Source organism: Endobacterium cereale (assembly GCF_009617585.1).
In the GTDB taxonomy this organism is placed as follows: Bacteria; Pseudomonadota; Alphaproteobacteria; order Rhizobiales; family Rhizobiaceae; genus Neorhizobium; species Neorhizobium cereale.
This window is the reverse complement of the sequence record NZ_WIXI01000050.1, coordinates 462,712-489,222: the sequence shown is the minus strand read 5'-3', so window position 1 is coordinate 489,222 and position 26,511 is coordinate 462,712. Positions and strand designations below refer to the sequence as shown.

The following is a 26,511-nucleotide window of genomic DNA, read 5'->3' as shown; positions in this document are numbered from 1 at the left end:
TCAGAGCATGCCCGACTGCCTGGCAAACGACAAGCATGGGGGCTGTTCGCGCAAACACAACCGTTCGAAAAACAAATTTTTTGCCGCTTGTCTGAGGAAATGGTGTGCTTACCTGTGCTCGGCCTTTTCGCTTCGGCATCCCGCCAAGGCCAATTTCAGGACCAGATCCCATGTCGCTTTCTCTCTATGATGTTACGCTGCCTGCCTTCATCCGCTCTTTCGAGAACCTTTCCGCCATTCTGAAGAAAGGCGAGGCATTTGCCGATGAAAAGGGACTGGAGCACAAGACCCTGCTGGAAGCGCGCCTGATCGAGGACATGGGTCCGCTCACCGCGCAGATCCAGCGCGCGAGCGATACGGCGAAGTTCGTGGCGGTGCGCGTGGCCGGTATCGACAACGTGCCGATGGCCGATGAGGAAGTCACCTTTGCCGACCTGCACGCGCGTATCGAAAAGACAGTTGAGATCCTGAAGGCGGTCGAGGCATCGGCCATGGACGGCAAGGACGAGATCGAAGTGGTATTGAAAACCGGCAGCGGTTCCAAAACCTTTACGGCGCGTGATTACGTTCTTGGTTTCGCCATCCCGAATTTCTATTTTCATGTGACGACGGCCTACGCCATTCTGCGTCACAAGGGCGTGCCGATCGGCAAGATGGATTACCTCGGCTCCCGTTGATAATCTGTCGTTCTTAAACCCTTGAACACCGGTGACATTTCGTCGCATTGCCGCTATTCTCGGCCTTGCGAAAATGGAGGTGTCGCCGGTGCGTATCTTGCTGGTGGAGGACAATGGTGCGCTGGCCGACGGGCTGGCAACGATCCTGCGTGGCAGCGGCTATGTGGTGGATGTCGTCCATGACGGCGCGTCCGCCGAAGCCGTGGCCGCCGCCCAGAATTTCGATCTCGTCATTCTCGATCTCAACCTCCCCGAAATGGACGGGCTGGATGTCCTGCGCGCCATGCGATCGCGCCAGAACCGCGCGGCGGTCATCATCCTGACCGCGCGTGGTGCGCCTGAAGAACGGGTGAAGGGCCTCGATCTCGGTGCGGACGATTATCTCACCAAACCTTTCGACATTTCCGAACTGGAAGCCCGCATCCGCGTGCTGCTGCGTCGGCAGGCCGGTATGCGCTCGTCGCAGATCGGCTATGGCGGCGTCACCTTCGATTTGACCTCGCGCAGCTTTTCCAGCGAAGGGCGTCCTCTCGATATTCCGGCGCGTGAACTGGGTTTGCTCGAGCTTCTCTTTTTGCGTGCCGGCAAGGTGGTCTCCAAGGAAGCGATCATCGGTTCCATGACCGGCTTTGACGAGGATCTGTCCGCCAATGCGATCGAACAATATGTCAGCCGCCTGCGCCGCCGCCTTCAGCCGCATGGACTGACGGTGAAGAGTGCGCGCGGCATCGGTTATTATCTCGAAGGCGCGGCGGCGGGCCGGTGAGTTTTCAACTGTACCCTTCTAAACCCACAATAACCGCATGAAGCTTGGGATGTTTTCCATTCGTCGGCGTCTGCTGGCATGGCTGCTGGCTTCAGCGGGCGTGCTGGGGGCATTGGCATTGTCCGATACATGGCGGGAAGCACGCGAGACGGCGAACGATGTGTCCGACCGGGTTCTTGCCGGTTCGGCACTGGCGATTGCCGAAAGGGTGGTCGTGTCGGAAGACGGAAAGCTCGAAGTCGATATTCCCTATGTGGCGCTGGAAATGCTCACCTCGGCGGCGCAGGACAGGGTTTTCTACCGGGTCGACGGGCCGCCCGGCACTTTCATCACCGGCTACAAGAACCTGCCGTTCCTCGCGCGCTATGAAGGACAGCCGACGGCATTTTTCGACTCTACCTTTCGTGGCGAGCCGATCCGCGTGGCGACGTTGGCGCGGTCGGCCTCGACTGGCATCAATTCCATGCCTTTCATGGTAACGGTTGCGGAGACGACGATCGCCCGGCGGCAGCTTACAAACTCGATCTTGCTGCATTCTGCTCTGCGGCTTGCGTTTCTGATCGTCGGTGCCGCACTGATCGTCTGGATCGCGGTGACCGTATCTCTGCGGCCGCTGAGCCGTCTGGGCGGCGCGATTGCGCATCGCAGTCCCGACGACCTGGCGCCGATCGCCGACAGGGTGCCGAAAGAAGTGCAGGAACTGGTCGATACGGTCAATTCCTTCATGGTGCGGTTGCAATCGGCGCTGGATGCACTGCGTCACTTCACCGGCAATGCCAGCCACCAGTTGCGCACGCCGCTTGCGGTCATCCGGACCCAGTTGGCGCTGGCGACACGCGCAACCGATCTGGAGGAGGCGCGACGGGCGGCACTAAAAGCGGACGAGGCGGTGGCCGATGCCGAACGAACGCTGGGTCAACTTCTTCTGATGGCACGAATTGATGCGACGGCGCGCGCACGTAAGGACGGGTTTGCTGCGGTAGACCTGACGGCTCTGGCGCGAGCCACGACGGCGGATCATGTCGTGCTGGCGGCCGAGGCCGGTATCGATCTCGGTTTCGAGGGCGAAGAGCCTGTCTTGGTGAAGGCGGAGCCGCTGCTTCTGACCGAGTTGATGAAAAACCTGATCTCCAATGCTGTGCTCTATGCAGGCGAGGGCGCGGTGGTGACGTTGCGCACGCTACGGACGGCACATGAGGCTGTGCTGGAGGTCGAGGATAATGGTCCGGGCATTCCCGCTGAGCGACGCAGCGAGGCACTGACCCGATTCGAGCGCGGTGCTTTGCAGGATCGGCCGGGAAGTGGCCTCGGCCTGCCGATCGTGGAGGAGATCGCCGTTCTACATGGCGGCACGGTGGAGCTCGCGGATGGACCGGGCTTAGAGGGGCTGACGGTGCGGGTGCGTTTGCCTGCCAAGGGGTAAGGCCTCCGCAGCTTTCAAGTGCTTGCGATTATTCAGATAATTCTAATTCACGCAACGGTTACAGGTTAATCCGAGATTGACTAAGGATTTCGATAAAGACGGGCATTTTACCCAGTTGGCGCGTTTCCGACCTGATTTGATGATCAAAGAGACGGATGGATATGAGCAGACAGAAGCGCGATTGGAGCGAGGTCGCAGCCGAAATCGCCAGCTACAGACAAATGTACAACTTTGCGCGCGAGATCGTGGAGAATGTACCGGTCGGGACCGGCGAGAGCGATGCTGCCAGTCTTCTTGTGGAATCGCTGCAAGAGATTATCGACAAGCCGATTGCCGCCGCAAAGCAATTGGCGCGGGCGCGCCGGCGTTTCGAGAAACTGAAGGCGCTGCTGGCAGCGTGAGCCGGAGATCTTGCCGGCTCACGACAAATCTCAGTGGAAGGTTTCGGTGCGGATATCCTGTTCCATGATGCGGAAGGCTTCATCGAGTGCAGCGACCAAAATGTCGGTCAGCTGGTCAGGATCGTTGTCCTGCAGGAAAAGCGCAATCGCCGAATCGCTCGGCTCGTGGCGGTTATGGTCCGTCTCATTCGACATATCATTGTCCTCGTTGGGGCCGGACTCATTCCGGTGACGAGACCCTAAAACTCAGGGCTTGCGCAAAACTGGCTCAACACAGCCGCGAAGGTCGCGGCATACGCACGTGATCAAATCTGACACAGGAATCTGTAGACCCCTGCATATAGGGGGGAAATCCGCATTTCCAGAGGCAAGTGTCACGTTTCGGGCCGTCTCGTCGCTACAATTCGTGAGACGCCTTATATTTCAAGCCTGTGGATCACATAAAAATCTGCATCAAATCGACACGCTGCGGATGACCATGCCAACCATTCGGAAAGATTTATTAACGATACTCCGTCGCAAAAGATGTGAAGGAGCATGTCATGGCAAAGGCAGCCACGGGCAGGGCGCGCAAAACGCGTCGTTCAACCAAGGCAAAGGGCGGCATGGCGCCGTGGTACGGAGCTGCAGCCCTGGTTGTCGCCGGGATCGTTATTTACGATCATCGCGACGACCTTGCGCGCTATCTGCCGCCGGCAAAGCCATCGGCGACCAGTGCGAGCCGGCAGGAGGCGGCAAAACCGCAGCCGACGCCACGTCCGTCTCCGCCTGCGCCCGTGCAGGGCAACCGATCGGCGTTAGCCACGCCTTCCGGTAACGTGCCCGTGCCACCGGCTTCGATTCCTTCTCGATCCGTGCCTGTCACTGCTCCCCAGCCGACGGCAAAACCAATGCTGGCCTCATTGCCGCCGCCGGTAATTCCCTCTGTGAACGGCGCAAAGGCGTTGGCGCCCGATGGAGGTGCCAAAATGGTAGGTGCTGGCTTCAAGGGGCAGTTCTATTATTGCGGTCGTTCGGGTCTGAACAATTGCATCGCCGAATCCGGTGTGTTCTGGCACGACAAGACGGCCGTAAGATTGGCTGACGTCGATGTGCCCAGCGCGGAATCCGCCAGATGTGATGCGGAGCGCCAGCGTGGTTTTCGAGCAAAAGTCCGGTTGCGCGAACTTCTTGATGCCGGGCCGTTTGACCTTGTTCTCTCCGACAGCGGTGACCGTGAACAGTCTGGTGCAAAATTGCGTGTTGCTATGCGCGGCGGAAAGTCGATTGGTGATCAGCTTGTACAGGAAGGTTTAGCGCAACCGAAAGGTGGTCGTTTTACCAATTGGTGTCCATGACAACATGAGCTTTTGCTCTAAAATGTTCTTTACGCTCGCAATTTTACTTCCACTATAATCGGTTGGTAATACGTTGCCCTCTACAAACGTGCGGGATTGGGGTGACTGTTATTGCGGTGGGGTTGATGGCAGCCAGAAAAGACTCGCGTCGTGCAAACGCCGTGACAACAAAAGACCAGCATAATCGTATTTTGCTTATCGAAGATTCTCCGGCCATGACGATGCTGCTTCGGCAGCGGATGGAAGAAGAGACCGGAGCCGAAGTTGTTTGCTGTAACAGCCACGCTGCTGCGCGTGCCTGTCTGGAAAGCGAGCAGTTCACGCTGGCTCTGACGGGCCTCAACCTACCGGATTCGCCGCGCGGCGAGATCCTGGGGCTGCTTGGCGACTTCAGTGTGCCGACGATCGTTTTCACGGCGATCTTCGACCCGGAGGCGCGTGAGCGTTACGCTCAGAAAAAGATCATCGATTATATCGTCAAGGATGGTCCGCGGACGATCGAGACCGTCATTCAGACTGTGGCACGTATCCTGTCCAACAGTGCCTTCACGATCCTGGTCGTCGATGATGCGCGTTCTGCGAGATCCGGCCTTGTGGAGATCCTGACACGTCAGAATTTCCGGGTTCTCGAGGCGCTCTCAGGCAAACAGGCGCTGGAGATCCTGGAGGTCGAGGAAAAGATCGATCTGGTCGTGACGGATTACCACATGCCCGATATGGACGGTTATGAACTGACCCGGCGCATCCGCGAGACGCGTTCTTCGGAGGAAATGCGGATCGTCGGCGTGTCGTCCTCGACCGACCGCTGGCTTTCAGCGAGCTTCCTGAAGGCTGGTGCCTGCGATTTCATCTACCGACCGTTCGTGCCCGAAGAGTTGCAGTGCCGCATCGACAACAATATCGAGACGCTGAAGCAGATCCAGCGGCTGCGTTACCTTGCCGATCGCGACTATCTGACCGGGCTTGCCAATCGCCGCTGCTTTTTCGAAAAAACGCGGCAGATGGAAGATGCAAGAGCGCCTGATCATTGCAGCAGCGTTGCCATTCTGGATATCGATCACTTCAAGAAGATCAACGACACCTATGGCCACGAAGCGGGCGATCGGGTGCTGAAGATGGTGGCCGATACGCTGGCCGAGACCTGTGCGCCGGCAAAACATTTTACCGCCCGGTTGGGTGGTGAGGAATTCGCGCTTTATCTGCGCAATACCGACGCCTTCCAGGCGCATTCCTTCTGCGAGCGCATTCGCCAGCAGATCGAGGAACTGGTGATGGAGGTCAACAAGCACGAGATTTCCGTCACCGTCTCTATCGGCGTGGTCGAGACCGAGACAGGCGAAAGTTTCGACAACAATCTCAACGCTGCCGACCAGCTACTTTACCTGGCCAAGAGCAACGGCAGAAACCGTGTCTACTCGACGCTGACACTGCCGGAGGCCATGGTCGCGGCCAATGCGTCGGCCGTTGCCGAGCTTTTCTAGAGCATGAAACAGATCGGCTGCGACGTGCTGTAAATACAAAAAAAGCCTCCCGATCTTTCGACGGGAGGCTTTTTTCTTTGACGGCAGTGCCGCCGCTATTACGCGGCGGTTTGCGTTTGTGAGCGCTTGCGACGGAAGAGCCAGACGGCGGCACACAGAACGATCAGGGCGGCAGCGGCGCCCACGCCCATGCCGATGCGCGCGAACAGCACCAGCTGCGAGCTTGGGCCGCCGTCGCGGATCAACTGCACATCCTCCGGCGTCACCGCGAGCTTGGCATTGCCGTAATCCTTTAGGATATAGTTCGACAGTGATGCCACCTCGACATTGGTGAGCGCGTTGACCGTGTTCGGCTGATCGCCGAAAGGCGGCATGAAGACATGGCCGTCCTTTGTGTGCCGGTCGACGCCATACAGAATGGCGGCGATGACATTCGTCGCATTGTCGCCGGCCGTCGCTGCGTTGTGGAACAGGCTCGGGTAATAACCGTCAGCAGTCCCTTGCGCGTTGTATCCGTGGCAGGAGGCGCAGTTGGCGGTGTAGAGTGCCGAACCGGCGTGGTCGGCCTTGATGCCGTCAGCGTAATCCTTGCCACGGAAACCGGACAGGTCGTTGCCGGCCTTGCCCTGATCGAAACGTGTCGGGGCAGATGCCTTCGAAGCGCTCGGGTTGGGGATGCTGCGGACATAGGTGGCGATCGCGTTCAGGTCCGTATCCGTCAGGTGCTGGAACGAGTAGCTGATGGCTTCCGCCATGCTGCCGGCCGCCTGTGCACGATGATCGAGCCGTCCGGTCTTCAGATAGGTGACCAGGTCTTCCTGCGTCCATGAGCCGATGCCATGCACCTTGTCATTGGTGATGTCAGGCGCGAACCATGGGCCGATCTGGCCGCCGGTGAGGTTCAGGTCCTTCTGCTCCTGCATGAAGACGCCGCGCGGCGTATGGCAGGTGCTGCAGTGGGCAGCGCCTTCGGCCAGATATTTGCCGCGGTTCCACTCGGCCGATTGTGCCGGATCGTCCTTGTGCGTCTCGTTCGGACGGAACAGCATGTTCCAGCCCATCATCGAGGCGCGGATGTTCATGGGGAAGGGGAGGCTGGTTTCCGGCGCCTTTTCCTCCACTGGCTGAACGCCCTGCGTGAAATAGGCGTAGAGCGCGTGAATGTCCTCATCCGTCATGTTGGAATAGGACACATAGGGCATGGCCGGGTAAAGGTTGGCGCCATCGCCACGAATACCCTTGCGTACCGCATCGGCGAACTGCGCTTCGGTATAGTTGCCGATGCCGAATTCCTTCGACGGGGTGATATTGGTGGAGATGATCGTGCCGACCGGCGACGACATCGGCAGGCCGCCCGCCATCGGTTTGCCGCCGGCATGGTTGGTGTGGCAGGCGACGCAGTCGGAAGCGGTCGCCAGATAACGACCCTTCTCGATCAGTTCCTTGGAAAACTGACCTTTGGTTTCCTGAGCCGATGCCGGAGCGAGGGCAGCAAATGCCAGCGGTGCCGCAAGTGCGAAAATTTTTACGCTTTTCATGATCATGCGCCCCGCATCTGGTCGACCATCGCGTCGCCGGCCTTGAGGGCGAGGGCGACCATGGTGATGGTGCTGTTGCCGCAGGCGCCAGCCGCCATTGCGCCGCCGCCCGGGATGAACAGGTTTTCATGGTCATGCGCACGGCAGTCGACGTCGACGACCGAGTTGGAAGCGTCCTTGCCCATGATGGTTCCGCCCATGATGTGCTTGCTGTTGTTGAATTTCGGGCTGATCTTGATGTCGGTCGCACCCATCGCCTCGGCAATCTGCTTGCCGATCGGCTGGGAATAGACCTCCCAGCACTTGCGTACGTAATCGCCGACATCATAGTGGATCGATGGTTTCGGCAGCCCGAGCCAGTCCTTCTTGTCCGACAGCGTGAGGCGGTTGTTCGGGTCTGCCAGAATTTCGTGCGCGGCGACGATATCGGCCGTGCAGGCGGTCATGCGGCGGATTTCCTCGTCCAGCGCCTTGCCGACGAGACCCTTTTTCAGGGCCGCGAAGGTGACGAAGCGGTTACGGGCAAAATTGTTGTAGCGGAAATAGGCGCCGGCATGTTCCGAGCGGAACGAGCCTTGTGAGGTTTCCATGATGCCGGAATTGACGACCGGGCCGATGCCCGACCAGAACGGCTCCTTGGTGGTGACCGTGAACGAGCGGGCCGGGTGATCCATCATGTTGCGGCCGACCTGATCGGACGAGTTGGCAATCCCGTTCGGGTTGCGGTCGTCGGTCGACATCAAGAGCAGTTTCGGATTTTCGAGACCGTTGCAGGCGAGCACGAACAGCTTGCCGCTGATGCGGTGCGACTGCTTGTGCTGGTCGTAGAAATGCACCGCCTCGATCTTGTTCTGGGCTGATGTCTCCACCTTGTAGACGACCGAATCGACGAGCAGTGTGGCGCCCTTCTTTTCCAGGCGATGCAGCGCGGTTTCAGCATCATATTTGGCGGCGACGGGACAGACGGGCACGCAGTTGTTGTTGCCGCAACAGGCCGGGCGGCCATCATAAGGCATGCCGCTGTTGCGCGCCTGCGCGACCGGGATGTTGTTGTAACCGAGCGTTTTCACGACTTCAGTAAACTTCACTTCGCCCGGCGAGAACGGCAGGGCCGGCATCGGGTAGGGGGCGGAGCGGGTTCCGGTCTGTGGCCATTGCTGCGTGCGATCTGCGGGGCCGCAGATGCCGAGCTTGTGTTCGGTCCGGACGTAGTAGGGTTCCAGCGTCTCGTAATCGAATGCCCAGTCGCGGCCGACGCCATAAAGCGAGTTGATGCGCATATCTTCGGGCGTCAGGCGCCAGGACGTGCCGGCCCAGTGCCACGTCGAGCCACCTGCGTAGCGGATGAAGGTCTGGTCATAGGCATCGGGTCCGCTGAATTGCAGATAAGCGTCCTCGGGCTTTTCACCACCCATCGGATGCGGCGCCCAGGGGCGCGACGGATAGGCGACGGAGGTGTCGCCCTTGACGCCGAGTGGCGAATTGCGCCAGTTCTCGACCACTTCGGCGCGGGAAACACGCGGGCCGGCCTCGATCATAAGGACGGAATGGCCTGCATCGAGCATCTGTTCGGCGATCACGACGCCGACGACGCCCGTTCCGACGATAACGACGTCGGCACTTGTCTTGGTAACCATGGGAAAACTTCTTCTTCGTGGGGTCGTCAGAAAGTCGGCATCGGGGCCGAGAGCGGCAGATTGGGCCGGGTCCAGAGGTTGGGGCCGGAAATGCCGTAGGAGGGGATGGTGAGGATGTCGCTGGTGGTCTTGAAGGTCAGCGCTTCTTCGTAGGTGAACACCTTGGCGTTACGTTTTTCCGAGGAGCAGCCACTGTACCAGGCGAAGATCACCCAGTGGGCAAAGTCCCTAAGCTCACCTTCCGGGATATCGCCAAAGAAGTCCTCGACCGTCTTTGCCTGTTTCTGTTCGGCAATGGCGATGATGGCATCCAGCATGCCGGCAAAATTCTTGTACTCACCGGTTGCCGTTTCGGCGATACGCGCGCCGACATCGGGGTTGAGCTGGTGATTGATCAGAAGGCTGGAAAGCTGCATGAAACGGCTCTGTGCACCCGTATCGACGGCTGCCAGCGATATGGTCGGACAGAGCGACGCCGCAAGGGTGCCGGCAAGAAGGGTGGCGCCGCTGAGCAGCATGCCGCGGCGCGACATCACCAGCTTGCCGTTTGGATCGTTCGACTGTCTCGTCATCTCTGTCCTGACCATGAAGAAAGTGAGCCTTTAGCCCACGGGAAACGGGTTTCCGGCGTGGCCGGCGCGTTGCATCGCCGCGCAATGTCGGGCAATGTCGCGCCCTTCACCGTGGCGCGGAGCGCCTGGCGTCTGGAAGCTGCAAATTGCTGACGGATCTCGGGCATGCGAAAGTCACGAAAAAAGGCGCGAGCGGACCCACTGACGCTGTCGCGAGACAGCGCAGTCCTCCACCGCGCCAAATAGTTGGATAGCTGATGATCAGTTACGCCACCAATTGACCTATGTCAATCTGTCGCATGGGAGAGGATTTCTGTGATCGTAACCGCCGACCATATGTTGAATACCCACGGAATCCTGCTGCGCCGTTGCCAGCAGGTGGCACTGGCGCTGTTTACCGAGCAGGCGGCCGAGCACGGATTTTCCCCGACCCAGTACAGCGCGCTCGCCTTCACCTATATCGAGCCGGGCATCCAGCAGAATGCGCTGGGCGAGCGCATCGCGCTCGACCGCTCATCCGTGACGAAATGCGTGGAAATTCTCGAGCGGGATGGTCTGATACGCCGGGAGGTAGACCGCAACGACCGTCGTGCACGCATGCTCTACATTACGCCGGAAGGCGAGTTGGTGCTGCAGACGGTGCATGATGCGGCGCTGAAGGCCAGAAGCCGGATTTATGAGACGATGGGCAAGGAACGTTTCCAGAATTTTCTGGAGGACATGAAGGTGTTCAGCGCGATTCTGGACAGCAAAGGGTGAGGGCGCGGGGCGTCCGTTGCCCCGTTCTGGAACAAAGTCCACATGAAATCGTTATGCGCGAACACTTTTAATGAGATGCGTGAGCGCGCAGGGACCAGCTATGATTTCGACCATGGGATCGACAACCGTCTTATCTTCCGATGACCTGGAAGAGATCGACCGGTTTCACACCGCCTGGTGCGAAGAGAACGGCGTCGATAAAACGGACGCCGCAGCGCTCGACGTGGCTTCCGGCCTGATCGATTGGTACGCATCCGACACGAAATATCGGGCGCGCACGAAACTCGAACATGCACCGGAATTGCCGGAGTCGGAAAAGATCAAATCTCTTCTCATGCAGATCACCTGATAGGCAGCACGGCATTCTCAAAACCATATCCGTCACGATAAGGCCGTGGAAGCGGGAAAATGGCGCCGCCCTGCCTTCTGCCGATTTCTTCAGCGCAATTGTCCGAATGTCCTGCTGCCGCTCGCGCCATTGCGGGTCGGCGGTGCGGGTGGGGTTGGGTCGGAGTGCCGGATCGATGTGTCAGCGTCGCTTGGCTTTTGGCACGCCCAGACTATCCACGCGATCGTGCCGATCGGAAACAAGCATGACAGAAGTTGGTACCAACCGCTTCGATTGATGTCATGCAGACGGCGTGCGGCGATAGCGATCGATGGAAAGAATGTGGCAAGTCCCCATATCGACGAGACGACCTCCGACGGATCGACAAATCCCAGGACGAAGTGGACGATGACATTGAACAAGGTTGCGTACCAGAATTCCGAACGGCTGGCGCGATCCGAAAAGTTCACATAGTTGCGGAAGAAGCTGGCGATGGCTTCGCCGAAGCTCATTGCCTTTGGCGGAGAACCGAAACGGTTGGCTCCCGGCGGTGGGCTCTGCAGCACGAAAATCAGCGGCACGAAAAGCAGGATCAAGATGATCAGCCAGTGCCAAATAGAAAAACTTCCCATCATCAACCTTTCCGTCTTGCTCTGTCACTTGAGCCCTGTTCATGCGGCCAAAGGAGGGGCGTGCGGAGTGGGAACGTGTCAGCGTTCGTCAGTCTGCCCCACAGATCTTCTCGCCATAACCGTATCATGGCTGGTTCAGCCACTTGTCTGACGACCTGATCCGCCCCCCAGATGGATGATGTTGGTGCATTGGTTGTGTTTTGGTGAACTGCAATCGCCAAAATCTGCGGGTGCGCAACGGGGATTCACGGCGTTTATCAAGCTGTTGATGATATCAGCAGGATGGTTGTGCGAAGGCAGTGTGGCAGTCGGGATGGAGCAAAGCGCTCTGAAGCTCTTTAGGCGCGGCGATCAAGGATCGAGGCGCTAAGTCGTTGCTTCAAATGAGAAAGGGGTCCGCTAATAAAAGCGAACCCCTTAGAATTTGGCTCCCCGGGCCGGATTCGAACCGGCGACCTGTCGATTAACAGTCGAATGCTCTACCGCTGAGCTACCAGGGAAAAACCGCGTCGCCGCGGCGTTGAGCGGGGTAATACAAAGGCTTGGACGATTTGCCAAGCGGTTTTTTCAAAAAAATGACAGAACTTGTTTTATCCACCGCGGCTTCCCACTTCCGCCTGTGAATAACTGCAGAAATGGAGGCCAGATGACAGCGGCACATGAGGAAAGAAGCTCTGGTTTCGGGATCGATCCCCGGGATGGAAAGCTGATGCTGGGGCGTTTTCGCATTCCCATGCCGCGCAGCCGTATCGGTCGCGTCACGCTCGGGGTTCTATTGGTGATCGGCGGCTGCCTCGGTTTTTTGCCTATTCTTGGCTTCTGGATGGTTCCGCTTGGTCTTCTCGTCCTCTCTGTCGACCTGGCATTCGTGCGTCGCAGGCGACGCAGAATCGCTGTCTGGTGGGCGAGGCGACGCCCTCGCGATACCCGATAAACGCAAAAGCCCGCGAAAATTGCTGAAATTTTCGCGGGCTTTCTGATTTAGGTGATTCTGTCGCTGGGGTTCGATCAGGAGCTGAATATCGACATCAGGCCCTGACCGGCGCTGAAGGCGGCATAAGCGAGGGCGGCAAAATAGACTTTCGTGCCGATCAGAAACGCATAGCCGCCGAGCACGATTAATCCGTCGCGTTGGATCATGCCGATGGCCAGAAGCAGGATGGCGACCGCCGGCAGTGTGTTTGAAAACGGAATGAGGCCGAGCGGGAACATCAAAAGAATGCCGCCAACCGTAATCGCCAGCGCATTGATGCGATTGGCGACGGCGCTGCCGGTCAATTGCATCATGCGCGGCTTCACGTAGCGGTCGAACTTGCCGACGATGCCGATGCCGCGCTCAAGGGCGGGTACCAGTTTTGCGGTGTCGAGTTTGCGGTCGAGAATACGTTTTGGCAGCCAAGGCAGCCTGTTCAGGCAGACCGCGACACCGACAAGGATGATCGCTGCGCCGAAGACGGTACTGACACCCGGAATGGAAACGGGAATGAGGAAGGGCAGGGAAGCGATCGCGCAAAGCAGAAGCAGCCCCTGTTCGCCGACGGCATCCATCAGTTCACGCAGGGTGATCGATTGACCACGTATGCCGCTGACAAGCGCCTGCAATGTCTCCGTCAGGGAGCGCGAGGTATCTTCAAATTCGACCGACTGCTGCACATTCACCTCCGTGTTGATGCGGTGTGATTGTCTAGCAGCTTTGTTGCGACGCGAAAACAGACCTCACGGTTCGCCAATCAGCGAACCGTCGTGATCGTTAGCCGACGACATTTCGGCTGCAAGTCTTATTTATGCGCAACAAAGTGATCGTACATGCCCACGCAGATAACCAGGGCGAGCACGCCCAGTACAAACGGGTTTATGGTTGTGACAAATTCAAAATATTGCATGACGGTTTCTCCTCTTACCGCATGACAAATTTACGTTATCGAGGTTGTTGGGCATTGATCCGCCGCAAATCCACCTCTTGCGTTGCACGCTCCGCGGGGTGCGAAGCGGTGTTGGAGATCTCCTCAGCTCTCCAACACACGGTTATTTTAGCAGATTTGATTGTTCTGCGCCAGCGCAGCGGTTTCCTGTGATTTTTCCTCGATGGTTTTCGATAGTCCGCCGGTCAGAAACGCGCAAGGAAGCGGGCGCAAACTTGTTTTTCATCAGGGTGTCGAGCGTGAAAGGCGGCAGACATGGTGAAACTGACAGTGATCGAAGGCGGCCGGAAAAACAGGGGCTCGGACGAAACAACGCGATCAGCCGCGCCAACCGCACAGGACGTGCGCAAGGAGGCGGAGCGCCGGATCAACGCAAGTGGTTATGATGCCTGGCGTGTGAGGGAGTTGGCGACGGGCGCGCCGATGCCCGTGGAGATTCGCTATCTGCGTATGCAGATCGAATATGCGGCTCAGGCGATTGCACGGTTTGTGAAAATCCCAACCGATTTTACCTCGGACAATTACTGGCCGGCCTGATCTGAACAGAGAGGGATTGCAGAACGGCCTGCGTGATCTCGCGGCAGCGACGTGACGTCAATCGGTCACCCGACCCCGTTCTAAAGCTAACGGCAGTCGCGTTCTGTGGCGCTTTTGACAGAGGGGCGGGCATAAGTCCAGACTGTCAAAGGTCTAAATAAAGGCGGGAAATGGCGCAGCTGCTGCTCTTGAGGCGGCGCTTACGCCGCTCCGAATGCAACGCCTGAAAATATTCAGGTCTTTCAACTGACTATAAAAGATAAGAAGATGGAGGCCTCGCCGAGAATCGAACTCGGGTGCAAGGATTTGCAGTCCTCTGCGTCACCACTCCGCCACGAGGCCATCCGGTAGATAAAAGCGTGCGGTGAGGGGCGTTTAGAACGAATCTATGGGGCACGCAAGCCCCTTCATTCTGAACCTGCATCCTTTTTTCATGGTGATGCCCGTTCCGTATCTGCTCACATTCTGAAACGCTCAGATTCCCATGGTCGGACAATCTGTAACTACTGTCACCGCGACGTGGAGAAATGCCTGTTCCGAAATGATGCAGGCCCGTTGAGAGAAAGATGGCGTGATCAGGGCGATATATCTGTGTTTTGATCTCTCGACATTATGGTCGCCACGCTCGCGCGCACCAAAGATCTGTCTTTGACCGTTCAAGCGTGGGATTGATGAGGCAATCTGCAGCAGTAATTCAAAGTTCGCGGATGGTCCGTGATGTCAGAAATCACGGTTTTTCATCGTTCCGCATCATTTCAGCGATCATCGTTCCGAGCATTGTGTGCAGGTTTATTGCTGTTTTCCGATCGAACCTGAGCCGGGCAGCCACTTCCACTGTCGGTGAGCCATCGAGATCGATGATGGCCGATCCGAGCGAGATGTAAGCGACAGTATTGTGGTGGCGACATTCGGTGATCATGTCCACAAACTTGACGGGTGCGCCGTCGTCGCGAACGGACCAGAATTTTCTGGGTGACGTTACATTGTCTATACTTTGGTGAGCGGTGACGGTGTCGGGCATTTCTATCTCCTGAAGACGTGACACTCTATCGCCATAAGCTGTCGCAAAGGTCCAGCGCATAGTGAATTTTACGTTAATGGCCGCAGTCTGGCTGGTTCTTCAGTTCCTGGGATTTGAGCCGTGATTGAAAGGTGGAGCTCCGAAAGAAGGCCGGCCGAATGTGTTTTTTCCCTCGGACTCAAGCGATGGCTTGAAAGCGGATAGCGCCCTCAGTAATACGGGGGCAGTTGGACCGCTTTTAAGAGGCGCAGAAGCATGACCGATTACGAAAAAGCACGGATCACCATGGTGGATAACCAGATCCGTACGACCGATGTGACGTCCCACTCGGTTCTGAAGGCGTTTCTTGCCGTTCCGCGTGAAGCCTTCGTGCCGGATGCCGTCAAGCCGATCGCCTATATCGACAACGATATCGAAGTGACGCCGGGCCGCTATGTGCTGGCCGCTTCGCCGCTTGCAAAGCTTTTGCAGATGGCAGCGGTCACGCGCGAGGATGCCGTGCTCGAGATCGGCTGTTGCACCGGCTACACGGCGGCCCTGCTTTCGCATCTGGCCGGCGCTGTGGTCACCATCGATGGCGAGGAAGCGCTGGTGGAGCAGGCCAAGGCCTCGCTTGCCGGTTATGGCAATGTGGTTGCGGTCACCGGCGACATGGCGAAAGGCCATTATGCCGAAAGCCCTTATGATATAATCTTCATCAGCGGCGCTGTCGAAGAGGTTCCGGCTGCATTGTTCGACCAGCTGCGCGATGGTGGTCGACTGATTGCTGTTGTCGGCCATGGCAATTCGGCATTCGCGACTTTGTTCACCAAGGAAAGCGGCGGCGTTTCGGCGACCCCGCAGTTCAACTCCTCGATCCGTCCTTTGCCAGGTTTCCTGAAGACCAAAGAGTTCGTTTTCTGATCAAGTATCGGTGTGAACGCGCCGAACAAATCTGTGCATGCGCAGCATGACTGGCCCGCCTTCGATTGTTTCGAGGCGGGCTTTTCCGTTAAAATGCCGGTGATTCGTCCTCGCGTATCCTTGAGGCTCCGGATCCATGAACCGTCAGATCGGGGAAGAGTATGGCTCAGCCAAGCGTAGCGCGTGAACCCTCCATGGAAGAGATCCTGGCGTCCATTCGCCGGATTATCGAAAGCAACGAGCCTGTGGCTGATGGTGCCGCGCGTGGTGATTTTTCCGATTACAGCGACGAGGATCGTGCATCGGAAGATGTTGGCGACAACACGTTCGTGCCTGAAATGGCCGCGAACGATCCGGGCGTGCCGGTGCGCGACGATGTTGCCGAAAAGCCTGCGCATCAGGCCTATGATTTTTCTACCCAGCCTTCTGCCGCAACCGCGGTGCCGGAGCGAGCTTTGTCGCTGGCCGACGTGGCTGCCCGCGTTCGCGCGGCCTCGGGCCGGACACCTGAAGTGCCGTCAGACACACCGAGGGACGCTGAAAAATCTGCCGAACAGGCTCCTCAGCCGGTTGTTTCATCGCAGCCGAGACCGTTGCCACGGCCGGTTCTTCCGCCGATTCCAGAACTCGGCGTTGCCGGGTTCATTCCAGATGATGCGCCCGCCGAGCCCGAGCGAATGGCGCGTATCGTCGAGAAATCCGTTGAGCCACGCCCGGCGGAGGCGACGACCTTTGAGCTTGCCCCCGTTGCTGAAGAGCCTGAAATGAATTCTGATTTACCTATGGCGGAGCCGAAAGCCGAAAGCCTGCCAGCCAAGATCGAAGCCGCCGCCAACCTGATGTCCGCCGAAGCCGGCGCGCAGGTTGCCCGCTCGTTCGGCGAACTGGCGGATATGCTCGATGGCTTCAACCAGCAGTCGGTCGAGGAGATCGCGCAGGACATGCTGCGCCCGATGCTGCAGGAATGGCTGGACGACAATCTTCCGACGCTCGTCGAGCGTCTCGTGCGTGAGGAAATCGAGCGCGTGGCACGCGGTCCACGCCGTTAATCGGTCGCTGATCGCTGTTGTACGTCATTGAATATGGCCGCTCCGGCGACGGGGCGGCTTTTTTATTGACTTCACCCGCCCCACATACGTAACAACCCACCATCTCATTCATAAAAGAAAAACGGGTCAGGAAATGCTCGATAAGACCTTTGATTCCGCCGCCGTCGAACCGAAAATCGCATCCGCATGGGACGAAGCCAACGCTTTTCGTGCCGGCGCCAATGCCAAGCCGGGTGCGGAAACCTTCACCATCGTTATCCCGCCGCCGAACGTCACCGGTTCGCTGCACATGGGCCACGCGCTCAACAACACGCTGCAGGACATCATGGTCCGCTTCGAGCGCATGCGCGGCAAGGACGTGCTTTGGCAGCCCGGCATGGACCATGCCGGTATCGCCACGCAGATGGTTGTCGAGCGCAAGCTGGCCGAAAATGGCAGCAATGTTACGCGCCGTGACCTTGGCCGCGAGGCGTTCATCGAAAAAGTCTGGGAGTGGAAGGAAGAATCGGGCGGCCTGATCTTCAACCAGCTGAAGCGTCTTGGCGCTTCCTGTGACTGGTCGCGCGAACGGTTTACGATGGACGAGGGGCTTTCCAAGGCCGTTCTCGAGGTTTTTGTCACGCTCTACAAGCAGGGCCTGATCTATCGCGGCAAGCGACTGGTCAACTGGGATCCGAAGTTTGAAACGGCGATTTCCGATCTCGAAGTCGAGAGCAAGGAAGTCGACGGCCATATGTGGCACTTCAAGTACCCGCTGGCCGGCGGCGAAACCTATACCTATGTCGAGAAGGATGCGGACGGAAACGTCACGCTGTCCGAAGAACGCGACTATATCTCGATCGCCACAACCCGCCCGGAAACCATGCTGGGTGACGGCGCCGTTGCCGTTCATCCGTCCGACGAGCGTTATGCGCCGATCGTTGGCAAGCTGTGCGAAATTCCGGTTGGACCGAAGGAACATCGCCGCCTGATCCCGATCATCACCGACGAATATCCGGAAAAGGATTTTGGCTCGGGTGCGGTAAAAATCACCGGTGCGCATGATTTCAACGACTATCAGGTCGCCAAGCGCAACAAGATCCCGCTTTATCGCCTGATGGATACGGTTGCCGCGATGCGCACCGACGGCGAAACCTATGCCGAATGTGCGGCAAAGGCCGCCGACATCACCAAGACCGGTGAGTTGCCGAGCGAATCCGAGGTCGATGAGATCAACCTCGTTCCGGAAGAATATCGCGGTCTCGACCGTATGGTTGCCCGTGCAAAGATCATCGAAACGATCAATGCCGAAGGCCTTGCCGTCACGATCAAGGATGCCGAAGGCAACGACATTCCTTATGTCGAGAAAAAGAAGATCATGCAGCCGTTCGGCGATCGCTCCGGCGTCGTCATCGAGCCGATGCTGACCGACCAGTGGTTTGCCGATGCAAAGACGCTGGCCGAGCCGGCGATCGCCTCCGTTCGCGAAGGCCGCACCAACTTCGTTCCGAAGAACTGGGAGAAGACCTATTTCGACTGGATGGAGAACATCGAGCCGTGGTGCATTTCGCGCCAGCTCTGGTGGGGCCATCAGATCCCGGCCTGGTACGGCCCGGATGGTCAGTGCTTTGTCGAAAAATCGGAGGAAGAGGCGCTCGACGCCGCTGTCCAGCATTACCTGGCCCATGAAGGCCCGTGGAAGGCATGGGTTCAGGAGAAGCTTGAAAACTATGAGCCGGGTTCGATCCTGACGCGTGACGAGGACGTTCTCGATACTTGGTTCTCGTCGGCTCTGTGGCCGTTCTCGACGCTTGGCTGGCCGGACAACACGCAGGAACTGGCGCGTTATTACCCGACCAACACTCTTGTCACCGGTTTCGACATCATCTTCTTCTGGGTTGCCCGCATGATGATGATGGGCCTTCACTTCATGAAGGATGAAGAGGGCAATGCGGTCGAGCCGTTCAACACGGTTTACGTTCACGCGCTGGTTCGCGACAAGAACGGCCAGAAGATGTCGAAGTCGAAGGGCAACGTCATCGATCCGCTTGAACTGATCGATGAATACGGTGCCGACGCGCTGCGCTTCACGCTTGCCATCATGGCGGCGCAGGGGCGTGACGTAAAACTCGATCCGGCCCGTATCGCCGGTTACCGCAACTTTGGCACCAAGCTGTGGAACGCGACGCGTTTTGCCGAGATGAATGGCGTGAAGCGCGACCCGCACTTCATTCCGGATGCGACAACGCTGACGGTCAACCGCTGGATTCTGACAGAACTTGGCATCACCATCCGTGACGTCACCGAGGCGATTGAATCGCATCGATTCAATGAGGCAGCGTCTTCGCTCTATCGTTTCGTCTGGAATCAGTTCTGCGACTGGTATCTGGAGCTTCTTAAGCCGATCTTCATGGGCGAGGACGAAGCCGCCAAGAAGGAAGCGCAGGGCTGTGCCGCTTACGTTCTCGAAGAGATTTACAAGCTGCTGCATCCGTTCATGCCGTTCATGACGGAAGAACTGTGGGCGCATACCGACAGCCGTGACAACCTTCTGTGCCACACAGATTGGCCTGCGCCGGAATTTGCCGATGCGGCGGCTGCATCCGAGATCAACTGGCTGGTTGATCTCGTCACCGGTCTGCGCTCGGCCCGTTCGGAAATGAACGTGCCGCCGTCCGCAACGGCGCCGCTGATCATGGTTGGTGCCAGCGAACTGACAGAGGGACGTCTGCAGCGCCACGATGCAGCAATCCGCCGCATGGCCCGTGTCGATGCCATTTCGCTGGCGGGTACGGCGCCGAAGAGTGCGGCTCAGGTCGTGGTCGGCGAGGCGACTGCGTGCCTGCCGCTCGGGAGTCTGATCGACTTTGCGGCAGAACGCGCGCGGATCGAAAAGACACTTTCGAAGGTGGACGCGGACATCGCGCGTGCAAAGGGAAAGCTGTCGAACGAAAAATTCGTTGCCAATGCCGATCCGGAAGTGGTGGCGGCCGAGCGCGAGCGGCTAGCTGAGCTGGAGATCCAGCGTGCCAGCCTGTTGACGGCTTTGCAGCGGCTGAACGAGGCCGATTGATTCTTTTTCGTTAAAATTGAAGGGTTTGTAAGCTCAAGGGCGCGTTGCCGAAGCAACGCGCCCTTTTATGTCTGGGGATGAATTTAAAACGCCATGATGTTGCTGAACAGGCACATACACCGTTAGTTGCGTGATAAAATTCTAAAAAGCCTAGACTTATTGGCGTATGTTAAAACGAAATTTCGCATATGCGCCAAATTGGTACTATCCTCAAAAGGTCACGTCAATTTTTTGGCGTATGCATAGATATTCCGAATGTCACGCAAAGTTGTTATTTGGCAGGGACTGCATCACACTGATTCCCATCACTTGCTGGGAGGAGCGGGTTCTCATGACGTTTAACAAAAAGACTGCAACAATTTTTCTTGCTGCTGGCGGATTTCTTGCCGTACAGGCGCCTGCTTTTGCGGGCGGGCTTGAACGGGGCGGTTATAATATCGACCTGCTTTTCGATCCATCTTCGGTGGCTGCGGAAGCTGCTACAACATATGTGGCGCCTCAGCGCGAATTGAAGAATGTGGTCGACGATCCGGCCCTGGTGGCCGCACCGCCTGGAGCGCGCCCGGGTGGCAACCTCAATGGACTTCCCAACACGGCGGATGATAGTGAAAGCTACTGGACTACACGCCTGGGCATAAAAGGCGGCGTCGAAAACGCGGACTGCATGTTCGACTATTCGCAGCCGTGGGGGGCGCATCTGAAGCCCGGCCGAAACTGGGCGGGTGCCAACCAGAATATCGAGACCAAGGTCAACAGCCGTAACTATGCGCTGACCTGCTCCTATCGTTTCGATGCGGGCCCGGGTCAGCTTCGCCTGATTGGCGGTGCGTTTTACCAGGAAGTCTATGGCTTCAAGGAGCGTCTCGTTCAGGATTTGACGGGCATACCGCCTATCCTGACTGGTGGTCGCAATGGTATCGGCCGTCTTGATCTGGAGGGCGACGGGTGGGGCTGGCGTGCCGGCGTCGCCTACGAGATTCCCGAATACGCTCTGCGGGCAAGCCTCGTCTACAATAGCGAAGTGAAGCTTGATGACATCACCGGTACGCTAAATCTCAGCCAGGTCCCGCTTCCCTTGCCAAATGGCGGCATTCTCCCGGTTTTCGGGTCTCAGGCGATGCCCGATTCTCTGGAATTGAAGGTTCAGTCCGGTATTGCACCTGACTGGCTTGCTTTCGGTTCGGTCAAGTGGACCGACTGGAGCCAGCTCCAGCGGGTGACCTTCGGTTGCTCCGTACCCGGCGCTCCCACCTTGTGTGGTCCGGGCATCGTCGCGACATCGCTGGATCTCGGGTACCGCGATGGCTGGACGGTCAGCGGCGGTATCGGCCACAAGTTCAATGAGCAGTGGAGCGGTGCCGTTTCCCTGACCTGGGATCGCGGAACGTCGCAGGGATATGGAACGCAGACAGACACCTGGACCCTCGGTACAGGCGTCTCCTACGCTCCGACCAAGAATGTCGAGTTCAGGCTTGCGGGCGTCCTCGGTCTCCTCACCAGCGGTTCATCCGGCACGGTAACGATCGACGGAGCAACAGTGGGCAACGATGTGCATTACGACTTCGACAATGATCTCGTGGCGGCTATCTCGAGCTCAGTTAAAGTGAAGTTCTAAGTTTCGACTCTATAAACTTGAAATGCAGAGAAGGTCCGGTTTCCAACCGGACCTTTTGTACGTGTGCATATTGTGACAAAAAATCGGAACTTCGCCGAATAAATGTGACGATTTGGCAACATCTCCTTGCGACAATCATTGCCAGCATCTTTGTGGTGGAATTTGTCCATTTCCCGCCACAAAGGAGGAGCAGCGATAGTTGCAACGGAATTCACGGACCTCGGGGGCGGGGCTCGTAGTCGGGGAAACATGGGCGGTTATTCGAAAGAAATGCCATTGAATCAAGGCGCGCAGGGATATGCGACCCTCGGTGGCGTTTTCATGCTTGCTAATGCGGCTCAAGGTCGCAGTCTTGCCGAAAACCATGATTATTGTTCCTCCGATGAAACAGCGGTTCAGCTCCCCGGGACGGTGGCGGTCAATCACGATCGCCGCTATTCCGAAAATAGGGGCCAGAGTGTGTATTGGAGTATCGGCATGAGCATGGGATGGGACTTTGCACCTGCTTCGGGTGCAGCCGCCGCTTTACCGGCAGGGTGCGGCTTCGTGCTGCAGCCGGGAAACTGCGAGGCGGAAGAAGTCTGAGCCATGCTGAAGACTGATATACGCTCTCTGCGGGCTCTTTTCATCGGGCTCATTCTGGCATCCGCGACGGCGGTTCCGGCATTTGCGTTCGACATGAACGCCGGCGTCAATAAAGAATCCGGCCCCTTCGACCTCTTCAAGTTCGGTTTCAAGGCCTACAAGAACGGTCAGAAGAAGGACGCCGTCGAGGCCTATCGTTATGCTGCCGAGAAGGGCCATACAGGTTCGCGCTGGGCGCTTGCCAACATGTATGCCTATGGCGACGGGGTCGTGCAGAACGATTTCGAAGCTTTCAAGATTTACAGTGATATCGCCAGCCAAGGCGTGGAGCCGGGTTCGGAGGATACCGGTTTCTTTATCAATGCGCTGCTTTCGCTGGCCGGTTATTATCGCGAAGGTATTCCCGGCACGCCCGTGAAGGCTGACCTGTTTCAGGCACGTCAGCTGTATTTCCAGGCCGCTTCCGCCTTCGGTGTCTCCGAGGCGCAGTTCCGGCTTGCCCGCATGATGCTGGCAGGTGAGGGCGGCCGGGTTGATGTCCAGCAGGCCAAAAAATGGCTCAATCAGGCCCGCAAAAGCGGCCATGCCGGAGCCATGGCAGTGTTCGGCAATATCCTTTTTGACGAAGGCCAGACCTTGCGCGGCCTCGCCTTCATGACGGCAGCGCTCGATCGTTGCAACAAGAAGGATTGCCCGTGGATGCAGCAGATGCAGGAAGATGCCTTCTCACTGTCCACGGAAAACGATCGTCGCAACGCAGTCGCTCTTGCTCAGAGCCTTGAGCGAAGCGGCGACTGAGCTGCTTAGAGGTAGGCATGAAGACGAGAATGGGGCCTTTGGGCCCCAATTTTCGTTGTGAGAACATACTTTGATGCTTTTGGAGATGTTTGTGAAAGTCACGGACTCCAGTGCCATCTCACCAGAGGAGGATTAGCTGTGCGGTCGATGAAGACAAATCCCGTACCGGTTCCCAGATTGGCGAAATTGACGCAGTAGGAGACCTGCCCGAAGTTGTCGTGTTGGTAGAGGTTGATTGATGTATCTGCCAATTCCTCGATCGCAACCTCACCTTCGAGATAGACCGTTTCGTGGAATTGCAGCAAAAGCTCGAAAGGCGGGCAGGGCGTATAGGCCCGGTCGAGCGTCACGCCATGACCGGTCCAGTATGGAACGCCGCCGGCTTTCGTATGCCAGGCAAGATCAACGTCGCAAGGATGAGCCGTATCTTCAGGAAGGCGCGTATAAATCTGCTCGTCATAGAATGAGGGGATTTGCTCTGCCGTTACGATGTCGTCATGGGTATCCCAACCAGAAATCCATACCTCGTCGTTGACGACCCGCTCGCCGTCCTCGTTCAGCGGTTGTTCGGTTAATCCCGTTCCTATTTCCTGGCAGGTGAGTGACCGCGTTGCAAGAGCTTGGATTGCCATAACTCATGCAGAGCAGGTTGGCGCAGTAGAAGAGATGCAGCACACTGCCAGAGACGCCGATATCGATCATCGGAGGTGCGTGTTCGACTTGCGCCACCATGCTCATCGGGTGGCCGCAATCGTTGCATGTCGACCACCGTGACTGTGGAAAGCCCCACGGGCTGCCGCCAAGCTTAGAGACGAGGCGATCCTGTGGAGGCTGCAAAGCTGCGAGTTGGAATTTCGGGCGGTAGAAGCGCATGGTGCCTCCGCATATCGAAACTTAGGCGAAATCGAATTCGCCTGATACCGGCACGTGGTCGGACGGCTTTTCCCAGGCGCGCGTAGACTTCTCGATCGAGGTCGATTTCAGCCTGTCGATGGCCTCTGGCGACAGAAGCAGGTGGTCGATGCGAATGCCGTTGTTCTTCTGCCAGGCACCGGCCTGATAATCCCAGAATGTGTAGAGTTTCGTCGCGTCGGTCGTAGCACGCACGGCGTCGGTGAGGCCGAGTGCCTCCAGACGGCGGAAGGCAGCGCGTGTCTGCGGCAGGAAAAGCGCGTCGGTGGCCCAGACGGCCGGATCGAAGCAATCATGCGGTTCGGGAATGACGTTGTAATCACCGGCAAGAATCAGCGGTTCTTCCAGCAGAAGCAGGTTGGCGGCATGCAGGCGCAATCGCTCCATCCAGGCGAGCTTGTAGGGGTATTTGACCGGATCGTCGGCTGGATTGCCGTTCGGCAGGTAAATTGATGCGACGCGGATAGCGCCGCTCGGAACGGAAAAGACGGCCTCAATGTAACGCGACTGCTCGTCGTTGTCGTCGCCCGGCAGGCCACGGATTACTTCGTCGGGTTTGGTCTTTGACAGGATGGCGACGCCGTTAAAACCCTTCTGGCCATGGGTTTCGACATGATAGCCGAGCGCCTCGATTTCCAGACGCGGAAAACCTTCGTCTATGGATTTGATTTCCTGAAGGCAGGCGATATCTGGCGCCGATTCGGTCAGCCATGCGCGCAGGTTGTCGATACGTGCCTTGACGCCGTTGATGTTCCAAGTCGCGATTTTCATGGGCCAGATATCCCTTCCGTTCGGGCCTTTTTATCGCAAGGCCCGCGCATTGGAAGGGAAAAGACTTTCGGAACCGTCTCAGATGGCAAAACTCGTGCCGCATCCACAGCTTGCGACAGCATTCGGATTCTTGATCTGAAAAGACTGGCCGAGCAGGTTGTCGACAAAATCGATTTCCGAACCGGCCATGTAGACGAGAGACATGCTGTCGACGAGAACCTTGGCATCGCCCTTGGCGATCACGACGTCGTCGTCCTGCTGGTCTTCCACCAGATCGAACTTGTAGGAAAAGCCGGAACAGCCACCGCCTTCGACGGATACGCGCAGTGCCTGCTTGCCGGCATCGGCGCCGACAATCTGGGCAATGCGCTTGGCAGCCGCGTCTGAAAGGGTGACATCGCTTGTCATGGCGGTAGTGGTCATTTCTGGCTCCTTCCGGAGTAAAGGTCCGGCGAGATTATCGTCATCGGCATTATAGCCTTGTTGCTCTATAGGTATGAAGGGTTAAATGGCGCGTCAATGCTTCGTACCGTGTTGGAAGGCTTTTGAATGACGATCGATACACGCAGTCTGGGTTTTGGAAGCGGGGAAAGGGCGATTTTTGCCGCCGATCCATGGACCTCGCGCGGCCGCCTGTTTCCCGAAGCGGGAAGCCTGACACGATCGGAATTTCAGCGTGACCGTGACCGCATCGTCCACACAACGGCATTTCGCCGCCTGAAACATAAGACGCAGGTGTTCATCGGTGTCGACGGTGATCATTATCGTACACGCCTGACACATACGATCGAGGTGGCGCAGATTGCCCGTGCCCTGGCGCGTGCCATGAAGATTGATGAGGATTTGGCGGAAGGCGTGGCTCTTGTCCACGATTTTGGCCATACGCCATTCGGTCACACCGGCGAGGACGCGCTCGACGAGATGCTGAAACCCTATGGTGGCTTCGATCACAATGCCCAGTCGCTGCGCATTGTCACGAAATTGGAGCGCCGCTATGCCGATTTCGACGGCTTGAACCTGACATGGGAGAGCCTCGAAGGTCTGGTCAAGCACAATGGTCCGATGATGACGAAAGCGGGAGAGGGCATCAAAGGCCCGGTGCCGCAGCCGATCCTCGACTATTGCGAAATCCACGATCTGGAACTGGCAAGCTTCGCCAGCCTTGAGGCGCAGGTGGCGGCGATTGCCGATGATATCGCCTACAACACCCATGATATCGACGATGGCTTGCGTTCCGGTTTCCTGACGCTCGATATGTTGGAGGAGGTTCCGTTTTTGGCCTCCATGATGCGCGAGGTCCACGATCGTTATCCGACGCTCGAGCCGAGCCGTTTCGCCCACGAGATCATGCGGCGGCAGATTACCCATATGGTCGAGGACGTGATCAGTGTCGCGCAGGAGCGGCTGGGCACGCTAAAACCTCAAAGCGCCGCCGATATTCGTGGTGCCGATCTCGCCATGGCGACCTTTTCCACAGAGATGGCGGAGACGGACCGGCAGATCAAGAAGCTGCTGTTCAGTCGCATCTATCGACACCCGGATATCATGCGCATCCGCGCCGGTGCGGCCGATATCGTCTGCGATCTTTTCCGGGCTTATATGGCCGCGCCGCAGGAGATGCAGAGCCATTACTGGGTCAGTCACATGCCCGATCTCAGCGAGGCAGCAAGGGCACGCCACGTAGGCGACTATCTGGCCGGCATGACCGATACTTATGCGGTGAAAGCGCACCAGCGTTTGTTTGACCGCACCCCCGAATTGCGTTAGGCACCCCGCCACATGAACCTTTATCGCG

Annotated in this window: 28 protein-coding genes and 2 tRNA genes; 18 read left to right on the top strand and 12 right to left on the bottom strand. The window is 57.8% G+C overall.

Annotation, left to right across the window (positions count from 1 at the left end; all coding sequences use genetic code 11):
• The first annotated feature begins 170 nt into the window (after positions 1 to 170).
• The 4 genes from GAO09_RS25765 to GAO09_RS25750 all read left to right on the top strand — a co-directional run bounded on the left by GAO09_RS25765 (position 171) and on the right by GAO09_RS25750 (position 3,267).
• Positions 171 to 677 (top strand): DUF1993 domain-containing protein, encoded by a 507-nt coding sequence (locus GAO09_RS25765; protein WP_153359170.1) that lies wholly within the window; start codon positions 171 to 173, stop codon positions 675 to 677.
• Between the two features lie 88 nt (positions 678 to 765).
• Entirely contained in the window at positions 766 to 1,443 is a 678-nt protein-coding gene (locus GAO09_RS25760; RefSeq protein ID WP_324184823.1) for a response regulator transcription factor, read from the top strand.
• Positions 1,444 to 1,480: 37 nt separating this feature from the next.
• Positions 1,481 to 2,866, top strand: coding sequence for a sensor histidine kinase (locus GAO09_RS25755; RefSeq protein ID WP_153359168.1), 1,386 nt, complete (start codon positions 1,481 to 1,483; stop codon positions 2,864 to 2,866).
• 161 nt (positions 2,867 to 3,027) lie between these two features.
• Positions 3,028 to 3,267: a hypothetical protein gene (locus tag GAO09_RS25750; RefSeq protein WP_153359166.1), complete on the top strand. Its 240-nt coding sequence runs from the start codon at positions 3,028 to 3,030 to the stop codon at positions 3,265 to 3,267.
• A gap of 30 nt (positions 3,268 to 3,297) precedes the next feature.
• Here GAO09_RS25750 and GAO09_RS29750 read toward each other — a convergent pair whose 3' ends face one another.
• Positions 3,298 to 3,462: a hypothetical protein gene (locus tag GAO09_RS29750; protein ID WP_165931989.1), complete on the bottom strand. Its 165-nt coding sequence runs from the start codon at positions 3,460 to 3,462 to the stop codon at positions 3,298 to 3,300.
• Between the two features lie 332 nt (positions 3,463 to 3,794).
• Here GAO09_RS29750 and GAO09_RS25745 point away from each other — a divergent pair, with 332 nt between their 5' ends.
• The gene (locus tag GAO09_RS25745) at positions 3,795 to 4,604 is read left to right on the top strand and encodes a hypothetical protein (protein ID WP_209018841.1); all 810 of its coding nucleotides are present in this window, start codon (positions 3,795 to 3,797) and stop codon (positions 4,602 to 4,604) included.
• A gap of 125 nt (positions 4,605 to 4,729) precedes the next feature.
• Complete coding sequence (locus tag GAO09_RS25740; protein ID WP_153359161.1) at positions 4,730 to 6,085, top strand: GGDEF domain-containing response regulator; 1,356 nt, start codon at positions 4,730 to 4,732, stop codon at positions 6,083 to 6,085.
• Positions 6,086 to 6,183: 98 nt separating this feature from the next.
• Here the strand turns inward: GAO09_RS25740 and GAO09_RS25735 are convergent, their stop codons facing one another.
• Genes GAO09_RS25735 through GAO09_RS25725 form a run of 3 tightly spaced genes read right to left on the bottom strand, consistent with a single transcriptional unit; the run spans position 6,184 to position 9,832 of the window.
• Positions 6,184 to 7,623, bottom strand: coding sequence for a cytochrome c (locus GAO09_RS25735; protein ID WP_153359159.1), 1,440 nt, complete (start codon positions 7,621 to 7,623; stop codon positions 6,184 to 6,186).
• A gap of 2 nt (positions 7,624 to 7,625) precedes the next feature.
• Complete coding sequence (locus GAO09_RS25730) at positions 7,626 to 9,260, bottom strand: GMC family oxidoreductase (RefSeq protein ID WP_153359156.1); 1,635 nt, start codon at positions 9,258 to 9,260, stop codon at positions 7,626 to 7,628.
• A gap of 26 nt (positions 9,261 to 9,286) precedes the next feature.
• The gene (locus GAO09_RS25725) at positions 9,287 to 9,832 is read right to left on the bottom strand and encodes a sorbitol dehydrogenase family protein (protein ID WP_153359154.1); all 546 of its coding nucleotides are present in this window, start codon (positions 9,830 to 9,832) and stop codon (positions 9,287 to 9,289) included.
• A 315-nt stretch (positions 9,833 to 10,147) separates the two neighbouring features.
• Between GAO09_RS25725 and GAO09_RS25720 the strand changes: the two genes are divergently transcribed.
• Positions 10,148 to 10,591 carry a MarR family winged helix-turn-helix transcriptional regulator gene (locus tag GAO09_RS25720; protein ID WP_153359152.1) on the top strand — a complete coding sequence of 148 codons (444 nt, stop codon included), beginning with the start codon at positions 10,148 to 10,150 and terminating at the stop codon, positions 10,589 to 10,591.
• Between the two features lie 112 nt (positions 10,592 to 10,703).
• Complete coding sequence (locus tag GAO09_RS25715; protein WP_153359150.1) at positions 10,704 to 10,940, top strand: hypothetical protein; 237 nt, start codon at positions 10,704 to 10,706, stop codon at positions 10,938 to 10,940.
• Between the two features lie 89 nt (positions 10,941 to 11,029).
• Here the strand turns inward: GAO09_RS25715 and GAO09_RS25710 are convergent, their stop codons facing one another.
• Together GAO09_RS25710 and GAO09_RS25705 are read right to left on the bottom strand one after the other, a co-directional pair.
• Positions 11,030 to 11,551, bottom strand: a complete 522-nt coding sequence (locus GAO09_RS25710) for a DUF805 domain-containing protein (RefSeq protein ID WP_153359148.1) — start codon at positions 11,549 to 11,551, stop codon at positions 11,030 to 11,032.
• Positions 11,552 to 11,976: 425 nt separating this feature from the next.
• Positions 11,977 to 12,051 (bottom strand) — tRNA-Asn (locus GAO09_RS25705).
• A gap of 146 nt (positions 12,052 to 12,197) precedes the next feature.
• Here GAO09_RS25705 and GAO09_RS25700 point away from each other — a divergent pair.
• Positions 12,198 to 12,485, top strand: coding sequence for a hypothetical protein (locus GAO09_RS25700; protein WP_153359146.1), 288 nt, complete (start codon positions 12,198 to 12,200; stop codon positions 12,483 to 12,485).
• A 74-nt stretch (positions 12,486 to 12,559) separates the two neighbouring features.
• Here the strand turns inward: GAO09_RS25700 and GAO09_RS25695 are convergent, their stop codons facing one another.
• Entirely contained in the window at positions 12,560 to 13,204 is a 645-nt protein-coding gene (locus tag GAO09_RS25695) for an exopolysaccharide biosynthesis protein (RefSeq protein WP_324184761.1), read from the bottom strand.
• Between the two features lie 131 nt (positions 13,205 to 13,335).
• Between GAO09_RS25695 and GAO09_RS25690 the strand changes: the two genes are divergently transcribed.
• Both GAO09_RS25690 and GAO09_RS25685 read left to right on the top strand, forming a co-directional pair.
• A complete protein-coding gene (locus GAO09_RS25690; protein WP_153359141.1) occupies positions 13,336 to 13,626 on the top strand; it encodes a hypothetical protein in 291 nt (96 codons plus the stop codon).
• Positions 13,627 to 13,728: 102 nt separating this feature from the next.
• Complete coding sequence (locus tag GAO09_RS25685; protein ID WP_153359139.1) at positions 13,729 to 14,010, top strand: hypothetical protein; 282 nt, start codon at positions 13,729 to 13,731, stop codon at positions 14,008 to 14,010.
• A gap of 268 nt (positions 14,011 to 14,278) precedes the next feature.
• Here GAO09_RS25685 and GAO09_RS25680 read toward each other — a convergent pair.
• Positions 14,279 to 14,352: transfer RNA gene (locus GAO09_RS25680), tRNA-Cys, on the bottom strand.
• A gap of 385 nt (positions 14,353 to 14,737) precedes the next feature.
• Entirely contained in the window at positions 14,738 to 15,031 is a 294-nt protein-coding gene (locus GAO09_RS25675; protein WP_153359137.1) for a hypothetical protein, read from the bottom strand.
• A 255-nt stretch (positions 15,032 to 15,286) separates the two neighbouring features.
• On the opposite strand from GAO09_RS25675, the gene GAO09_RS25670 reads away from it, so the two are divergent.
• The 6 genes from GAO09_RS25670 to exoR all read left to right on the top strand — a co-directional run bounded on the left by GAO09_RS25670 (position 15,287) and on the right by exoR (position 23,033).
• Positions 15,287 to 15,934 carry a protein-L-isoaspartate O-methyltransferase family protein gene (locus GAO09_RS25670; RefSeq protein ID WP_153359135.1) on the top strand — a complete coding sequence of 216 codons (648 nt, stop codon included), beginning with the start codon at positions 15,287 to 15,289 and terminating at the stop codon, positions 15,932 to 15,934.
• A gap of 161 nt (positions 15,935 to 16,095) precedes the next feature.
• Positions 16,096 to 16,983, top strand: a complete 888-nt coding sequence (locus tag GAO09_RS25665) for a PopZ family protein (protein ID WP_153359133.1) — start codon at positions 16,096 to 16,098, stop codon at positions 16,981 to 16,983.
• A 133-nt stretch (positions 16,984 to 17,116) separates the two neighbouring features.
• On the top strand, positions 17,117 to 20,035 hold the full coding sequence (locus tag GAO09_RS25660) for a valine--tRNA ligase (protein WP_153359130.1): 2,919 nt from the start codon (positions 17,117 to 17,119) through the stop codon (positions 20,033 to 20,035).
• A 331-nt stretch (positions 20,036 to 20,366) separates the two neighbouring features.
• Positions 20,367 to 21,650: an OmpP1/FadL family transporter gene (locus GAO09_RS25655; protein ID WP_153359128.1), complete on the top strand. Its 1,284-nt coding sequence runs from the start codon at positions 20,367 to 20,369 to the stop codon at positions 21,648 to 21,650.
• Between the two features lie 249 nt (positions 21,651 to 21,899).
• Positions 21,900 to 22,235: a hypothetical protein gene (locus GAO09_RS25650; RefSeq protein WP_153359126.1), complete on the top strand. Its 336-nt coding sequence runs from the start codon at positions 21,900 to 21,902 to the stop codon at positions 22,233 to 22,235.
• 3 nt (positions 22,236 to 22,238) lie between these two features.
• Positions 22,239 to 23,033, top strand: coding sequence for an exopolysaccharide production regulator ExoR (gene exoR / locus GAO09_RS25645; protein WP_153359124.1), 795 nt, complete (start codon positions 22,239 to 22,241; stop codon positions 23,031 to 23,033).
• A 98-nt stretch (positions 23,034 to 23,131) separates the two neighbouring features.
• On the opposite strand, the gene GAO09_RS25640 is transcribed toward exoR, so the two are convergent.
• The 3 genes from GAO09_RS25640 to erpA form a co-directional block, all read right to left on the bottom strand.
• Complete coding sequence (locus tag GAO09_RS25640) at positions 23,132 to 23,665, bottom strand: hypothetical protein (protein ID WP_153359122.1); 534 nt, start codon at positions 23,663 to 23,665, stop codon at positions 23,132 to 23,134.
• Positions 23,666 to 23,927: 262 nt separating this feature from the next.
• Positions 23,928 to 24,716 carry an exodeoxyribonuclease III gene (gene xth / locus GAO09_RS25635; RefSeq protein ID WP_153359120.1) on the bottom strand — a complete coding sequence of 263 codons (789 nt, stop codon included), beginning with the start codon at positions 24,714 to 24,716 and terminating at the stop codon, positions 23,928 to 23,930.
• A gap of 78 nt (positions 24,717 to 24,794) precedes the next feature.
• Positions 24,795 to 25,124: an iron-sulfur cluster insertion protein ErpA gene (erpA, locus tag GAO09_RS25630; RefSeq protein WP_410767688.1), complete on the bottom strand. Its 330-nt coding sequence runs from the start codon at positions 25,122 to 25,124 to the stop codon at positions 24,795 to 24,797.
• Positions 25,125 to 25,265: 141 nt separating this feature from the next.
• Here erpA and GAO09_RS25625 point away from each other — a divergent pair, with 141 nt between their 5' ends.
• Positions 25,266 to 26,483: a deoxyguanosinetriphosphate triphosphohydrolase gene (locus tag GAO09_RS25625; protein ID WP_153359116.1), complete on the top strand. Its 1,218-nt coding sequence runs from the start codon at positions 25,266 to 25,268 to the stop codon at positions 26,481 to 26,483.
• The last annotated feature ends 28 nt before the right edge of the window (positions 26,484 to 26,511 follow it).

What these genes read in the sequence shown, in the direction of transcription:
- GAO09_RS25660 (WP_153359130.1), top strand. Translation starts at nt 17,117, where the DNA reads ATGCTCGATAAGACCTTTGATTCCGCCGCCGTCGAACCGAAAATCGCA.
- GAO09_RS25750 (WP_153359166.1), top strand. Translation starts at nt 3,028, where the DNA reads ATGAGCAGACAGAAGCGCGATTGGAGCGAGGTCGCAGCCGAAATCGCC.
- GAO09_RS25730 (WP_153359156.1), bottom strand. Translation starts at nt 9,260, where the DNA reads ATGGTTACCAAGACAAGTGCCGACGTCGTTATCGTCGGAACGGGCGTC.
- GAO09_RS29750 (WP_165931989.1), bottom strand. Translation starts at nt 3,462, where the DNA reads ATGTCGAATGAGACGGACCATAACCGCCACGAGCCGAGCGATTCGGCG.
- GAO09_RS25735 (WP_153359159.1), bottom strand. Translation starts at nt 7,623, where the DNA reads ATGAAAAGCGTAAAAATTTTCGCACTTGCGGCACCGCTGGCATTTGCT.
- erpA (WP_410767688.1), bottom strand. Translation starts at nt 25,124, where the DNA reads ATGACAAGCGATGTCACCCTTTCAGACGCGGCTGCCAAGCGCATTGCC.
- GAO09_RS25625 (WP_153359116.1), top strand. Translation starts at nt 25,266, where the DNA reads ATGACGATCGATACACGCAGTCTGGGTTTTGGAAGCGGGGAAAGGGCG.
- exoR (WP_153359124.1), top strand. Translation starts at nt 22,239, where the DNA reads ATGCTGAAGACTGATATACGCTCTCTGCGGGCTCTTTTCATCGGGCTC.
- GAO09_RS25725 (WP_153359154.1), bottom strand. Translation starts at nt 9,832, where the DNA reads ATGACGAGACAGTCGAACGATCCAAACGGCAAGCTGGTGATGTCGCGC.
- GAO09_RS25690 (WP_153359141.1), top strand. Translation starts at nt 13,336, where the DNA reads ATGCGCAACAAAGTGATCGTACATGCCCACGCAGATAACCAGGGCGAG.
- GAO09_RS25765 (WP_153359170.1), top strand. Translation starts at nt 171, where the DNA reads ATGTCGCTTTCTCTCTATGATGTTACGCTGCCTGCCTTCATCCGCTCT.
- GAO09_RS25670 (WP_153359135.1), top strand. Translation starts at nt 15,287, where the DNA reads ATGACCGATTACGAAAAAGCACGGATCACCATGGTGGATAACCAGATC.
- GAO09_RS25665 (WP_153359133.1), top strand. Translation starts at nt 16,096, where the DNA reads ATGGCTCAGCCAAGCGTAGCGCGTGAACCCTCCATGGAAGAGATCCTG.
- GAO09_RS25715 (WP_153359150.1), top strand. Translation starts at nt 10,704, where the DNA reads ATGGGATCGACAACCGTCTTATCTTCCGATGACCTGGAAGAGATCGAC.
- GAO09_RS25655 (WP_153359128.1), top strand. Translation starts at nt 20,367, where the DNA reads ATGACGTTTAACAAAAAGACTGCAACAATTTTTCTTGCTGCTGGCGGA.
- GAO09_RS25640 (WP_153359122.1), bottom strand. Translation starts at nt 23,665, where the DNA reads ATGGCAATCCAAGCTCTTGCAACGCGGTCACTCACCTGCCAGGAAATA.
- GAO09_RS25755 (WP_153359168.1), top strand. Translation starts at nt 1,481, where the DNA reads ATGAAGCTTGGGATGTTTTCCATTCGTCGGCGTCTGCTGGCATGGCTG.
- GAO09_RS25685 (WP_153359139.1), top strand. Translation starts at nt 13,729, where the DNA reads ATGGTGAAACTGACAGTGATCGAAGGCGGCCGGAAAAACAGGGGCTCG.
- GAO09_RS25700 (WP_153359146.1), top strand. Translation starts at nt 12,198, where the DNA reads ATGACAGCGGCACATGAGGAAAGAAGCTCTGGTTTCGGGATCGATCCC.
- GAO09_RS25740 (WP_153359161.1), top strand. Translation starts at nt 4,730, where the DNA reads ATGGCAGCCAGAAAAGACTCGCGTCGTGCAAACGCCGTGACAACAAAA.
- GAO09_RS25710 (WP_153359148.1), bottom strand. Translation starts at nt 11,551, where the DNA reads ATGGGAAGTTTTTCTATTTGGCACTGGCTGATCATCTTGATCCTGCTT.
- GAO09_RS25675 (WP_153359137.1), bottom strand. Translation starts at nt 15,031, where the DNA reads ATGCCCGACACCGTCACCGCTCACCAAAGTATAGACAATGTAACGTCA.
- xth (WP_153359120.1), bottom strand. Translation starts at nt 24,716, where the DNA reads ATGAAAATCGCGACTTGGAACATCAACGGCGTCAAGGCACGTATCGAC.
- GAO09_RS25650 (WP_153359126.1), top strand. Translation starts at nt 21,900, where the DNA reads ATGGGCGGTTATTCGAAAGAAATGCCATTGAATCAAGGCGCGCAGGGA.